The following is a 12,615-nucleotide window of genomic DNA, read 5'->3' on the forward strand; positions in this document are numbered from 1 at the left end:
CGGATGACCCTACGACGATCGCACCACTCACAGGTGTTCTCGGCCGGTTCAGTGCTTCAAACCGGTATCTAACGGATCACGCCGGCACGCATGGCCAGCGCGACCATCTGAGCGCGATCCCCGGTGCCCAGCTTCCGGCCGATCCGCGACAGGTGAGACTTCACCGTCAACGCGGACAAGCTCAGAGCCTCGCCGATTTCCTTGTTGCTCTGGCCATCGGCGACCAGCTGGAGCACCTCGACCTCACGCGCGGAGAGTTCCCGCGGCGTGTTGTCGGTGCCCGGCACCCGAGTACCCGCTGCGAGTACTGGTGCCACGCTCGGATCTGCGTAAACGCCACCATCGAGAACCCTGCGCACCCCGTCGGTGACCACCATCGGAGAGGCGGACTTCAGGAGGTACGCCTGGGCGCCCGCCTGGAAGGCCGACCTGACCGCGTAGGGGTCGTCGGAGGATGCGAGGACCACGATGCGGGGCCAGCCCTGGGCACGGAGTTCCGTGACCAGGTCGATGCCGGTGCCATCCGGCAGACCCAGATCGAGGATCGCGAGGTCGCATGGTCCGGTAGCGAGTGCCCGCGCCCGAGCCTCCGCCACCGAAGCGGCCTCATGAACTGTGCCGGCTCCCATTTGGGTGAGCCGAGCTGATATCGCCTCCCTCAGCAGTGGGTGGTCGTCGACCACCAGCACTGAAAAAAGCTCTTCCCGCGGGTGCGGGACCATGTTCGCCGGCAACGAGCCGGCTGGCGTGGTACGAACGGCCTGACCTAAGCCGACGGCAGCCACGTCACTACCTCCCTGGAGTCGGTCGTGCCCCCCGACCGGCACCGGAGACTTTCGTCCAATCAGCCGCGCCACTGATCGACCGAAAGTGGTGTCGTCTGGGGCAGCGTAGCCGCCCATGCGGGTCTACGGGACGATCAATCGGGTATCTATCCCTATTGAGTTGTGACAGATGGCCCCATGTGTCACACGATTGGATGACAACTAGATAGGGGATGTAACGCGAGCCCCTCTCAGAACGACATCTTGGAGTTGGTTGTGTCTAGTAGTTCCGGTGTCGAGCGAGCGCGGGCGTTGCTGCAGCGTGTCCCCCTCGTCGACGGCCACAACGACCTCCCGTGGGCCCTGCGCGAGTTCGGCGGCGGAACGGGCGAGGACGTCTACACGACCGCCGCGAAGATCGATCTCACCGAACGTCATCCCAGCCTGCACACGGACCTCGTGAAAATGCGCGAGGGCGGCCTGGGGATGCAGTTCTGGTCCGTCTGGATTCCCGGCAGGCTCGCGGGCGACGGCGCCGTGACCGCGGTGCTCGAGCAGGTCGAACTGGTCTACGAACTGGCGGAGCGCTACTCCGACCGGCTGGGCGTCGCGACGACCGCCGCCGAAGCCGAAGAAGTTTTCGCCTCCGGGCGTGTCGCCTCCCTCCTCGGGGCCGAGGGCGGACATTCCATCAACTCTTCACTCGGGGTCCTGCGCGCGCTGCGCCGCCTGGGCGTCCGCTACATGACGCTGACCCACAACGACAACACGCCGTGGGCCGACAGCGCCACTGACCAGCCCGAACACGGCGGTCTCACCGAGTTCGGCCGCGACGTCGTGCGCGAGATGAACCGGATCGGCATGCTCGTCGACCTGAGCCACGTCGCGCCGAGCACCATGCACGACGCGCTGGCGACGAGCGTCAAGCCCGTGATCTTCAGCCACTCGTCGTGCCGCCACGTCGCGGACCATCCGCGCAACGTCCCGGACGACGTGCTGGTCAAGCTGAAGGCGAACGGCGGTGTGGCCATGATCACATTCGTCCCGAGCTTCGTGTCGCCCCGGTTCGCTGAATGGGACGCAGCCCTTCGTGACGCCATGACGGCCGCGGGGCGGAACCACGCCGACATGGACGAGCGCAAGACGTTCGGCGAGGAGTGGGTCGTCGACCACCCGGCGCCGGGTGCGACGCTCGACGACGTGGTCGCGCACGTCGAGCACGCGCGCGAGGTCGTCGGCATCGACCACATCGGCGTCGGCGGCGACTACGACGGCGTGCAGGCGCTCCCGCAGGGGCTCGAGGACGTCTCGACGTACCCGAACCTCTTCGGCGCGCTGCTCGACAAGGGCTGGTCCGAGGACGACTGCGCCAAGCTCGCCGGCGCGAACGTCCTCCGGGTGTTGCGGGACGCCGACTGACGCTTAATAGAACTAGCGCTGCCCGAACAGGGTGACGCCGACCGGCGGCAGCCCCACGGCCGTCGCCATCAGCTCGTAGAACGCGGTGCCGTGCTCGGCGAGCTCCCCGTCGAGCGCGGTCCACGACGCGCGCAGCTCCAGGTCGTCGGTGCGCGCGGGCCCCGCGATGTCGCCGAACCGGGCCGACGACGTCTGCGTGACGGTCCCGCCCAGCGCGGTGAACCCGGCCCCGGACTGCTCCAGCGCCTCGGTCAGCCACGACCACCCGACCTCGGGCAGCAGGGGATCTGACGCGAGCTCGTGGTCGAGCTCCACCCGTACGTACGCCACGACGCGGAGAACACCGCCCCACGCCTCGTCGCCGTCCGGATCGTGCAGCAGCACGAGCCTTCCGGTCGACAGCTCGTCCGACGGGCCGGTGACCTCAGCCGTCAGCGCGTACGCCCACGGAGCGAGCCGCTGCGGCGGGCGAACTTCGGTGAGTTCGATCTCGGGCCTGTGGCGAACCGACTTGAGCGTCCCCACCGCCCGGCGGAAGATTTCCGGCTCGGTCACACAACTGACTGTATGCCTCGCAATCCGGCCGAGTGACGGCGGCACGCCGGGACGTGGGACCATGAAAGAGATATGAGCACTCAAGTCCCCCTCCTCGTGGCCGCAAGTGGCGGCACCCCGTCGCACACCCCTGTCTGGTTCATGAGGCAGGCGGGACGGTCGCTGCCCGAGTACCGCGCCCTCCGCCAGGGCACCGCCATGCTCGACGCGTGCATGGACCCGGAGATGGTCTGCGAGATCACCATGCAGCCGGTCCGGCGGCACGGCGTCGACGGCGCGATCCTCTTCTCCGACATCGTCGTGCCGCTCAAGGCCGCCGGTGTCGACCTCGACATCGTCGCGGGTACCGGTCCCGTGGTCGCGAACCCGGTCCGGACGCTCGCGGACGTGCAGGCCCTGCCCGAGCTGCACGCCGAGCAGGTCCAGCCGGTGCAGGACGCGATCGGGTTGCTGCTCAAGGAACTCCCGTCCGAGGTCGCCCTGATCGGGTTCGCCGGAGCGCCGTTCACGCTGGCCTCCTACCTGGTCGAGGGCGGGCCGAGCAAGAACCACGAGCGCACCAAGGCGCTCATGCACGGCAACCCCGAGCTCTGGCACGCGCTGCTCGCCAGGATCGCCGACGTCACGACGGCGTTCCTGCACGCCCAGATCGACGCGGGCGTGCAGGCGGTCCAGCTGTTCGACTCGTGGGCGGGCGCGCTGTCCGAGCGCGACTACCGCGAGTTCGTGCTGCCGCACTCGAAGCGCGTCCTGGAGACGATCAGCACCGTCCCGAGGATCCACTTCGGCGTGGGCACCGGCGAGCTGCTGCCCGCGATGCGCGAGGCCGGCGCGGACGTCGTCGGCGTCGACTGGCGCCTCCCGCTGGACGTGGCGGTCGAGCGTCTCGAGAAGGCGGCTCCCGAACTGCCCAAGCCGGTCGTGCAGGGCAACCTCGACCCGGCGTTGTTCTTCGCGGGCTTCGAGGCCGTCGAACGCGAGGTGCGCCGCATCCACGCCGAGGGCAAGGCCGCCGCGGGCCACATCTTCAACCTCGGCCACGGCGTGCTGCCCGACACCGATCCGGAGATCATCACCCGGACCGTCGAGCTGATCCACAGCTTGTAATGCAGGCAAGAGCGCCGCACGTCGCCGTCGTCGGGGGAGGCATCTCCGGCCTGGCCGCCGCGCACCGGTTGCGCATGCTCCTCGGGCCCGGCGCGAGGATCACCGTGATCGAGCAGTCCGACCGGCTCGGCGGCAAGCTGCGCACGACCGAGCTCGCGGGTGTGCGGTTCGACGTGGGCGCGGAGGCGTTCCTGCACCGCAAGCCCGAGGCGCAGGAGCTGATCGACGAGGTCGGGCTCACCGATCACGTCGTGCACCCCACGGCCGCGAAGGCGTCGGTGCACGCGGCCGGGCGCACGCACCAGCTGCCCACGCACACGTTCATGGGCGTCCCCGCGAGCGTCGAGACGGTGCGGCACATGCTGTCGTCCGAGGGCGCGCTGCGGGTCGAGATGGAACCGACGCTGCCGCCGATCGAGCTCCGGGGCGGCGACGTGGCCGTCGGCGCCCTGATGAAGGACAGGTTCGGTCCCGAGGTCGCGGACCGCCTGGTCAGCCCGTTGCTGGGCGGTGTCTACGCGGGCCGCGCGGACGAGCTCGGCCTGCGCGCCACGATGCCGCAGATCGCGACGCTGCTGGACAAGGGCGTCGGCTCGCTGCTCGCGGCCGCCGCGACCATGATGCCCGCACCGCTGCAGCCGCGCGCCGCCCGCCCGCCGGTGTTCGCGTCGCTGGCGGGCGGCGTGTCGTCGCTGGTCGACAAGCTCGCCGAGGTCGCGAGGCCCGAGGTCAGGCTCGGCCTGCCGGTCCGCGTGCTGTCGTGGCTCGGCGACGGCTGGCGCCTCGAGATCGGCTCGGCCGCGACCCCGCAGTACCTGGAGTGCGACGGCGTCGTGCTCGCGGTCCCGGCGCCGTCCGCGCGCAAGCTGCTGCACGAGATCGCCCCGCAGGTCTCCGCCGCGTACGGCAAGGTCGAGGTCGCCTCGATGGCCGTCGTCGCGCTGGCACTGCCGCCTGGTACCGAACTACCGCAACGCTCCGGCGTCCTGATCGCGGAGAGCGAGCGGTACTCGGACCGCATCACCCCGTTCACCGCCAAGGCGTTCACGTTCTCCAGCCGCAAGTGGGCGCACTACGGCGAACCGGTCATCCTGCGCGGCTCGGTCGGGCGGCACGGCGAGACGGCGCTCCTGCAGCGCAGCGACGCCGACCTGGTGAAGGCCGTGCGCAACGACCTGCACGAGCTGACGGGCATCAAGGCCGCGCCGATCGACTACGTGGTGCAGCGCTGGGGCGGCGGGCTGCCGCAGTACGGCGTCGGGCACGTCGACCTGGTGGACACGATCGAACGCGGTGTCGCCGACGTGCCGGGTCTCGCCGTCGCGGGCGCCACGCTGCACGGCGTGGGCGTGCCGGCCTGCATCGCGACCGCCGACTCGGCCGCCGCCCGTGTCGCAGCACACCTGCTGGGCCGCGTTCGCCGTTGACGGGCCCGTGCCAAGATGGACGTATGGCGCGCCTGAACTACAACGAGCTCAACGACACCATCCGCTACACGATGTGGTCGGTGTTCCGGGTCGAACCCGGCAAGCTTCCGGACGACCGCTCGGCGGCCGCCAGCGAGACCCAGAACTACCTGGACGCGTTGGAGGGAAAGGGAGTCGTCGTCCGCGGCGTCTACGACGTGGCCGGGCTGCGCGCCGACGCGGACTTCATGATCTGGTGGCACGCCGAGGAGATCGAGCAGGTGCAGGCCGCCTACACGGGCTTCCGCCGCACGCCGCTCGGCAAGGTCTCCACGCCGGTCTGGTCGCAGGTCGCCCTGCACCGCCCCGCGGAGTTCAACCGCAGCCACATCCCCGCGTTCCTCGCGGGTGAGGAGGCGCGCAAGTACATCTGCGTCTACCCGTTCGTGCGGTCCTACGAGTGGTACCTGCTGGACGAGGGCGACCGCCGCAAGATGCTGGCGGACCACGGCAAGGAAGCCCGCGACTACCCGGACGTGCGCGCGAACACCGTCGCGTCGTTCGCTCTCGGCGACTACGAGTGGCTGCTCGCGTTCGAGGCCGACGAGCTGCACCGCATCGTCGACCTGATGCGGCACCTGCGCGGCACCGAGGCGCGGCTGCACGTGCGTGAGGAGATCCCCTTCTACACGGGCACCCGCGTCCCGGCCGCCGAGCTCGTTCTCAATCTGCCGTGAGGGACGGGGGTCCAGCGACCCCCGTCACCCACCTACTTCGCCGCGACCCTGTAGGCGCGGATCACCGTCAGCTCAACGGTGTTGCCCTTGCTGTCCTTCGCCGTGGCCTTCAGGGAAGTCCACTGCGCGGTGAGCGGGTGGTAGATCAACGCGTTGTCGCCCACCACACCCGCACGGCGCCACGTCGTGCCGTCGTCGTGCGAGTACTCGACGCCGGTGATGCGCACCTTGCCCACATCGCCCTGCGACTGCGTGAGCAAACCGATGCGCTGCAACGAACCCGCGGGCACCGCGCCGTTGGCGTCGAGCTTCGGTTCGAAGCGCACCACCGACGCCGGCGCGGCGTCGACCTCGCCCTCGGCGCCCTGGGACTTGAACGTCCAGACCGCGGACACCTTGGTGCTGAACTCGAACTGCGAGCTCCGGTCGAGGCTGACCTCGGCGCGGAAGTCGCCCTCGGGCAGCGGCACGTTCTGGAACCCGGCGCCGACCGTGGTGGTCTCGCCGATCAGCACACCGTTGCGGTACAGGGCGGTGCGCGCCTTGTCCACAGTGGAGTAACCCTCGCCGTGGTTCGCGTCGCTCAGCAGCGGAGGCGTGACGTAGAACGTCGAGCCGTACCGTTCGATGGAGTCGTACGGCCCTTCGGGCAGACCCGGTGAGAACACCGGCCGGATCTCGCGTTCCTGATATGTCCTGCCCGCCTTGTAGGTGCGGTAGGCCGAGGAGACCCGTTCCTGCGCGCCGCCGGCGTGCTGGGTCATGATCACGGACTGCCAGCGCACGTTTTCCGCCGACACGTACTCGACGGAGGTCGCGCCCGGCGGCACCGGGTAGAGCGCCGTACCGCCGCCCAGACCCTGCGGGGACAACGGCATCTCGCCCTTCGACGCCCGGCTGTCCGGTTTCTGGCCGCCGATCGTGGACCGGACCTCGGCCAGGTCCTTCTTCGCCGGCGCCTTGGTCAGCCCGACGGGGAGGCTGCCGGGAACCGGGTAGGCGAGCCGGTAGAACGTGAGCGGGTCGGCCGTCGTGTTGGCGTGCAGCATCGCGATCGACGACAGGTCGGCGGGCGGCAGCGGTCCGCCCGCCTGGCCGACGCCGACACCTTCGAAGCCACCGAACATGAGCATCGTGCCCTGCAGGCGGCTCTGGCCGTTCACCGAACGGCGGAAGGCGATCACGCCCACCGTGAAGTCACCGGTCTCCTCCGGCACCTTCAGCGACAGGGGCCGGGCCTCGCGGGCGTCCTGCTTGATCGTCAGGTCGCCGGTCAGCTTGACCGTGGGCTGGTAGAGCAGGTCCATGTCCCGCTCGCCGCTGTACACGCTCGTGTCGAGGAAGTACGTGCCCTTGGGCAGCCGGACCTTCACGTCGCCCGTGCCCGAGATCGGCTTGAACGTGTTGTTGTCCAGGCCGACGAGGAACGTGAACGAGCCCGCCGGGTCCGCGCCGTCACGGCCGATCATGTCGATCGTGAGGGTGTAGCTCTCGACCTCGCGGTCGATGCCGACGAGCGTGCGGACGGTGTGCGTGCCGGACGTGGCGACGACCTCGCCCGAGTACGCGGCGTCCTGGGTGCCCGCGCGCGAGTCACCGGTGACGTTGACCGACGCGGTGCCCTTGGCCGGCACGGTGAGCTTCGTGGCGGCCAGCGCGAACAGGCCCGCCGGTGCGGTGCTCTTGAGAGCGAGGTCCAGCGTGATCGCCGCGTCCGTCGGGTTGGTGTAGTTGATCGGCTTGGTCACCGGCTTGTCGTCGCCGTGCGGCCACTCGTGCAGGCCGAGGTTGACCGTCACGTCACCGGTCAGCACCTGATCGATCGCCTTCGCCACGTCGATGCGTCCCGCGCCCTGGTCGAACGCGCTGACGCCCTCGGTGGGCTTGGCCGTGGTCGCGAGCACCGACTTGAGCTGTGCCGGCGTCCACTCCGGGTGCTGCTGCTTGAGCAACGCCGCCGCGCCCGCCACGTGCGGGGTCGCCATCGACGTGCCGCTGAACGCGACGTGGTCCGCGGAACCGGCCTTGGCGGCGACGATGTCGACACCGGGTGCGGTCACCTCGGGCTTGAGCCCGCTGTCTCCAACGCGAGGGCCTTTGCTGGAGAACGGGGCGATCTTGTCGTCGCGGTCGACTGCGCCGACCGACAACGCGGCCTCCGCGGTGCTGGGCGAGCCCACCGAACCCGGCGAGCCCGAGTTGCCCGCCGCGATGACGAACAACGTGCCGTACTGGGCCGTCAGGTCGTTGACGGCCTGTTCCAGCGGGTCGACCTCGGGGGTGTCGCCGCCGCCGAGGCTCATGTTGATCACCTGGGCGCCCTGCTCGGCGGCCCAGCGCATGCCGTCGAGGATCCAGGACTCCTGGCAGCCGAACTCGACGCAGACCTTCGCGTCGATGAGCTGCGCGCCCGGCGCGACACCGCCGTACTTCGCGTCGTGGCTCGCGACGGTCGCCCCGACGTGCGTGCCGTGGCCGACGTTGTCGGTGTTGTCGGGGTCGGTCGTGAAGTTCTTCTCGGCGATCTGCTGACCGGCGAGGTCGGGGTGTTTCTCGTCCACCCCGGTGTCGACGATCGCGACCTTGGTCCCCTTGCCGGTGATGCCCTTCTGGTGGGCGGCCGGCGCTCCGATCTGAGCGACGCTGCGGTCCAGGGTCGGCTTGCGGATGCCGTCGAGCCAGACCTTGTCCCCGGTCGTGGCCTCGGCCTTGAGCGCCGACCAGTCGTTCGAGGACCGGGCACCGAGTCTCGCACGGCCGTCCACGATCAACGGCATGCGGTCGCGGTAGCCGAACTCCAGCAACGTGGTCACGTCGAAGAGCCGGGTGTCGAGCCTGCCCGCCGCCAGCGGCTCGAACGCGTCCTTCGGCACGACCATCAGGTGACCGTCCGCGGTGCGGGCGGTCTTGAAGGCCATCTTCTCGCGACCCTCGCCGGGCTGGATCGCGACGACCTGCCTGTCCTGTCCCAGCAGGACCTTGTCGCCGGTGACGAGCGTGACCTCGTCGGCCGCCTTCCGCGGGGCCTCGCCCGCCGGTGGAGCGGCTGTCGCGGCCGGTGCCGCGATCAGGGCGAGCGCCGTGACGGCGCCCAGCACCTTCGTTTTTCCGCGCATTCGAATCCCCTCGTGGTTCGAATTCTGCGCGCTGTGGTTCGCGCAGGCCGGAAGGCCTTCCGCGACAAAGCGAAGGCAATGCGAAAAAGGTCCCCCAACCCTTCGAACGTATCGATATCACGACTAGGTAACACAGGGCCGAACGGGGGATTCTGGCCCCCTTTTCGTTCGCCCGTCAGTTCGACTGCCAGAACTTCCAGCGCGCCTTGCGTTCCGCTGACAGTTCCCCGGAGGCACGGCACCATTCCGCGAACGATGCGGCATCCTCGCGCGCGCGGGAGCCCGCCCGACGTGGGTGTTCGACGGCGTAGGCGTCGAAGAGCGGCCGGAAGCGGTCGCCGAGCTCGTCGGCGACGGCGGGGCCCAGCATGCGCACGATGCCGCGCCGTTTCGACAACAACGCACGCCGTTCGACGTTCAGGCGTTGTTCGTCGAATCCCGCCGGTACCGGGCCGTTCGACAGCAGTGCATTTAGCAGCTCGGTCTGCCGGGCGGCAAGCCTTTCGCGTGCGACCAAAAGTTCGTTCTCGTTCATGAATTCAGCCACGATGCTTGTCGACGACCGCGCGGATCGCGGCCAGTTCGGTCGCGATTTCGGTGTCGGAGGGGTAGTTGTCGTCGCGTTCCAGCAGAACTCCGGGCGGTGCGACGCGCGAGCACAGTTCGTCGAGCACCTCCAGGACTTCCGGCAGCACCGCGTGCGCGTGCGTGTCGTGGTAGATGTCGCCGTGCTGCTCGCCGCCGGCCACGTGCACGTAGGCGAGGCGCTCCAGCGGGATCTCGTCGAGGAACCGCTCCGGGTCCGTGCCGATGTTGCGGGCGTTCGCGTAGAGGTTCGCGACGTCGACGAGCAGCCAGCAGTCCGTGCGCTCCACCAGCTCGGCGAGGAACTGGCCCTCGGACAGCTCGCCGTCCGGCCACTCCAGCAGCGCGGCGACGTTCTCCAGCGCGAGCGGCACGGGCAGGTTCGCCTGGGCGAGCTTGACGTTCGCGACCAGCACGTCGAGCGCGTCCTTGGTGCGCGGCACCGGCATCAGGTGGCCGGAGTCGAGGCCTCCCGCGCGGACGAAGCACACGTGGTCGCTGACCATCGGCGCGCCGACCGCCTCGGCGACCGCGCCCAGGTGCTCGACCCGGTGCAGGTCGACCGGGTCCGCCCCGCCCAGCGACAGCGACACGGCGTGGGGGAGCACAGGGACGCCGCGCTCCAGCAGCAGCGTCACCGACTCCGGCAGGTGTCCGATGTGGAGGTTCTCGGCGACGACCTCGACGAAGTCCACGCCCGGCAGGCGTTCCACCGTCAGGTCGATCTCCGAGCGCCAGCCGATGCCGACACCCAGGTCCTTGATGCCCACCATCAGTTACTTCCTCCTCCGCCGCCACCGCAACTGCTGCCGCCGCCGCCACAACTGCTGCTGCTACTGCTACCACAACCGCTGCTGCCGCATCCGCCGCCGGCACCGCATCCCGCACCTGCGGACGACGCCGCGCCACGACCCTTGCCCCGCCTCGGCTTCTTCTTGCGCGGCAACGTCTTCACCACGCTCTGCGGCAGTCCGAAGAGATCGCCGACGGCCTGGTTGCGGATCCTGCCGCGGAAGCCCTCCACCGCGACCGTGAGCACCCTGTCGTCCGCGTCCACGGCTTCCAACACCGCCCTGCCCGCCTTGGTCAGGGGTTTCGCGCCGTACGACCAATAGGCGAACGCCAGGAACCCGATCGCTCCGAGAAGCGTCCACGGCTGCAGGAGGGCGGCCAGGGCCAGGACGACCCCGATGGCGAGGAAGACCCACCATGCTCCGAGTCGGGGGCGAGGAGTGCGCATCAGCCTTTGGGCTCGCAGCTGCTGGTACAACGCCCGCATTTCCGCGCTGCCCCCGGCCTTCCGCACGACCGGCTCGAACCGGACGGGCTGGCGCAGATTCACGAGGATGCCCGTCTCGACCGCGGTCGTGACGCCGAGGTCGGTCTCGTGCACGGCGGAGACCACTCCGTTGCGGGACACCCGCACCAGGCCGGCGTCGAGCAGCCGGGCCAGTGCGGTCTCGGCGGCCCGTTGCGGCCCGCCCGCCAGGTACCCGACCTGCTCCGGTGACACCCGCGTGTCCCGTGCTTCCGTCGGTGTCGCCATCAGCTTCCTCCTCCGCCGCCACAGCCTCCGCCACCACCACAACCACTGCCGCCCGACGAGTCACCACCGTGGCCGCCGAGATGGCCGCTTCCGCACCCGGCGCCGCCGCAAGTGCCTGCCGCGGCCGCCTTCCCGTTGAGGGGCAGCGATCCGACCACGTTCCGGGGCAGCCTGAAGAGGTCGCCGACCGGCAGGCCGCCGACCGTGCCGCCGAAGCCGTGCAACGCGACCGCGAGGACGCTGCCGTTCGCCGTCATGCGCCTCACCGCGGCCCGGCCGGCCCTGGTGACCGGGTTCGGCCGCAACCAGCGCCGGGGAGTCCGGGTGAGTCCCTGTTCGCGCAGCCGGTCGTGCACCGCCCGCACCTCCTGGCTGTCCGCGGCCGTCTTCACGACCAGGTCGAACCGGACGGGTGTGCGAAGGTGCGCGAGGATGCGCGCCTCGACGGGCGTGGTGGTCGCGGGCTGGTGCACCGCCGACACGTCGCCGAACCGGGAGACCCGGACCAGGCCGGCCTCGAGCAGTCTCGCCAGCGCGGTCTCGGCGGACCGGGCCGGTCCTCCCGCCAGGTAACCGATCTCCTCCGGGGAGAACCGCGTCGTCTCGCGAATCGTCGCCACCATCAGTCTCCCCCTCCGCCGCCACCGCAGCTGCTACCGCCACCGCAACTGGAACTGCCACAGCCGCCGCCGGATCCGCTGCCGCAGCCCGACGCCGAACCACGGCCGCGACGGTCCGGAGTGGACCGACTTCGCGCCTTGGCCGGGATCGTCCGCACGACGTTGCGCGGGAGGTCGAAGAGCTCGGTGACGTCCTGGCCGAGGACCCTGCCGGAAAACCCGTGCAGCGCCACCGCGTGCACCCGGTCGCTCGCCGTCACCTTCTTGAGCGCGTTCCGGCCTGCCTGGGTGACCGGGCCCGTGCCGTACTGCCACACGAAGAACCCCAGCCCGATCAGCGTGCCGAGGAAGAACACGGGCGAGACGAAGCCGAGCACGAGCGCCACGACCGCCACGGCGAGGGAGAACTTCCAGCTCTCGTCGCGCCGGCGGGGCACCTGCATGAGCTTGCGGTCGAGCAGCTGCCGGTACAGCTGCGCCATCTCGGTGCTGATCGCGGTCGACTGCACGATCGCGTCGAACGGAACCGCGGTCCGCGTGTGGCGCAGCACCCGCTCCTCGATCGACGTCGTGGCGCCGCGGCCGTCCTGCTGCACGGCGGAGACCATCCCCGCGCGCGACACCCGCACCAGGCCGGTGTCGACCAGCCGGGCCAGCACGGTCTCTGCGGCCCGCTCGGGACCGGCCGCCAGATAGCCTGCCTCCTCCGCGGACAGCCACGTCTCCTGCGCCGCTTCCGGTGTCACCATCAGCTTCCCCC

The 12,615-nt window shown here is 70.1% G+C and carries 12 protein-coding genes; 4 read left to right on the plus strand and 8 right to left on the minus strand.

From position 1 onward, the window contains the following. Positions 1-68: 68 nt before the first annotated feature. Positions 69-785, minus strand: coding sequence for a response regulator (locus tag IEY88_RS41590; protein ID WP_015099292.1), 717 nt, complete (start codon positions 783-785; stop codon positions 69-71). Between the two features lie 255 nt (positions 786-1,040). On the opposite strand from IEY88_RS41590, the gene IEY88_RS41595 reads away from it, so the two are divergent. Beyond that, positions 1,041-2,183, plus strand: a complete 1,143-nt coding sequence (locus IEY88_RS41595) for a dipeptidase (protein WP_189160413.1) — start codon at positions 1,041-1,043, stop codon at positions 2,181-2,183. A gap of 12 nt (positions 2,184-2,195) precedes the next feature. Here IEY88_RS41595 and IEY88_RS41600 read toward each other — a convergent pair whose 3' ends face one another. After that, a complete protein-coding gene (locus IEY88_RS41600; protein WP_030479951.1) occupies positions 2,196-2,738 on the minus strand; it encodes a DUF3000 domain-containing protein in 543 nt (180 codons plus the stop codon). Between the two features lie 72 nt (positions 2,739-2,810). Here IEY88_RS41600 and hemE point away from each other — a divergent pair, with 72 nt between their 5' ends. Genes hemE through hemQ form a run of 3 tightly spaced genes read left to right on the plus strand, consistent with a single transcriptional unit; the run spans position 2,811 to position 5,988 of the window. Further along, a complete protein-coding gene (hemE, locus tag IEY88_RS41605; protein ID WP_189160414.1) occupies positions 2,811-3,845 on the plus strand; it encodes a uroporphyrinogen decarboxylase in 1,035 nt (344 codons plus the stop codon). Beyond that, on the plus strand, positions 3,845-5,272 hold the full coding sequence (hemG, locus tag IEY88_RS41610; protein ID WP_189160415.1) for a protoporphyrinogen oxidase: 1,428 nt from the start codon (positions 3,845-3,847) through the stop codon (positions 5,270-5,272). Before hemE ends, hemG begins: the two co-directional genes overlap by 1 nt. A 23-nt stretch (positions 5,273-5,295) precedes the next feature. Continuing rightward, positions 5,296-5,988 (plus strand): hydrogen peroxide-dependent heme synthase, encoded by a 693-nt coding sequence (gene hemQ, locus IEY88_RS41615; RefSeq protein WP_189160416.1) that lies wholly within the window; start codon positions 5,296-5,298, stop codon positions 5,986-5,988. A 32-nt stretch (positions 5,989-6,020) separates the two neighbouring features. Here hemQ and IEY88_RS41620 read toward each other — a convergent pair whose 3' ends face one another. The 6 genes from IEY88_RS41620 to IEY88_RS41645 form a co-directional block, all read right to left on the minus strand. Next, positions 6,021-9,104, minus strand: a complete 3,084-nt coding sequence (locus IEY88_RS41620) for a S8 family peptidase (protein WP_189160417.1) — start codon at positions 9,102-9,104, stop codon at positions 6,021-6,023. A gap of 175 nt (positions 9,105-9,279) precedes the next feature. Further along, positions 9,280-9,639, minus strand: a complete 360-nt coding sequence (locus IEY88_RS41625; protein WP_189160418.1) for an SCO6045 C-terminal-like domain-containing protein — start codon at positions 9,637-9,639, stop codon at positions 9,280-9,282. Between the two features lie 4 nt (positions 9,640-9,643). Beyond that, on the minus strand, positions 9,644-10,462 hold the full coding sequence (locus tag IEY88_RS41630) for an MbnB/TglH/ChrH family RiPP precursor modification enzyme (protein WP_189160419.1): 819 nt from the start codon (positions 10,460-10,462) through the stop codon (positions 9,644-9,646). Further along, complete coding sequence (locus tag IEY88_RS41635; RefSeq protein WP_189160420.1) at positions 10,462-11,235, minus strand: TIGR04222 domain-containing membrane protein; 774 nt, start codon at positions 11,233-11,235, stop codon at positions 10,462-10,464. Before IEY88_RS41635 ends, IEY88_RS41630 begins: the two co-directional genes overlap by 1 nt. Further along, positions 11,235-11,858 carry a TIGR04222 domain-containing membrane protein gene (locus IEY88_RS41640; RefSeq protein ID WP_189160421.1) on the minus strand — a complete coding sequence of 208 codons (624 nt, stop codon included), beginning with the start codon at positions 11,856-11,858 and terminating at the stop codon, positions 11,235-11,237. The genes IEY88_RS41635 and IEY88_RS41640 overlap by 1 nt, the downstream gene beginning before the upstream one ends. Continuing rightward, positions 11,858-12,604, minus strand: coding sequence for a TIGR04222 domain-containing membrane protein (locus IEY88_RS41645; RefSeq protein ID WP_189160422.1), 747 nt, complete (start codon positions 12,602-12,604; stop codon positions 11,858-11,860). Before IEY88_RS41645 ends, IEY88_RS41640 begins: the two co-directional genes overlap by 1 nt. Positions 12,605-12,615 lie beyond the last annotated feature (11 nt).

It is taken from the genome of Lentzea pudingi (assembly GCF_014646255.1).
Taxonomy (GTDB): Bacteria; Actinomycetota; Actinomycetes; order Mycobacteriales; family Pseudonocardiaceae; genus Lentzea; species Lentzea pudingi.

Excerpts from the sequence above, each read along its gene's own strand:
- IEY88_RS41645 (WP_189160422.1), bottom strand. The coding sequence starts at position 12,604 with ATGGTGACACCGGAAGCGGCGCAGGAGACGTGGCTGTCCGCGGAGGAG.
- hemE (WP_189160414.1), top strand. The coding sequence starts at position 2,811 with ATGAGCACTCAAGTCCCCCTCCTCGTGGCCGCAAGTGGCGGCACCCCG.
- hemG (WP_189160415.1), top strand. The coding sequence starts at position 3,845 with ATGCAGGCAAGAGCGCCGCACGTCGCCGTCGTCGGGGGAGGCATCTCC.
- hemQ (WP_189160416.1), top strand. The coding sequence starts at position 5,296 with ATGGCGCGCCTGAACTACAACGAGCTCAACGACACCATCCGCTACACG.
- IEY88_RS41620 (WP_189160417.1), bottom strand. The coding sequence starts at position 9,104 with ATGCGCGGAAAAACGAAGGTGCTGGGCGCCGTCACGGCGCTCGCCCTG.
- IEY88_RS41640 (WP_189160421.1), bottom strand. The coding sequence starts at position 11,858 with ATGGTGGCGACGATTCGCGAGACGACGCGGTTCTCCCCGGAGGAGATC.
- IEY88_RS41630 (WP_189160419.1), bottom strand. The coding sequence starts at position 10,462 with ATGGTGGGCATCAAGGACCTGGGTGTCGGCATCGGCTGGCGCTCGGAG.
- IEY88_RS41635 (WP_189160420.1), bottom strand. The coding sequence starts at position 11,235 with ATGGCGACACCGACGGAAGCACGGGACACGCGGGTGTCACCGGAGCAG.
- IEY88_RS41625 (WP_189160418.1), bottom strand. The coding sequence starts at position 9,639 with ATGAACGAGAACGAACTTTTGGTCGCACGCGAAAGGCTTGCCGCCCGG.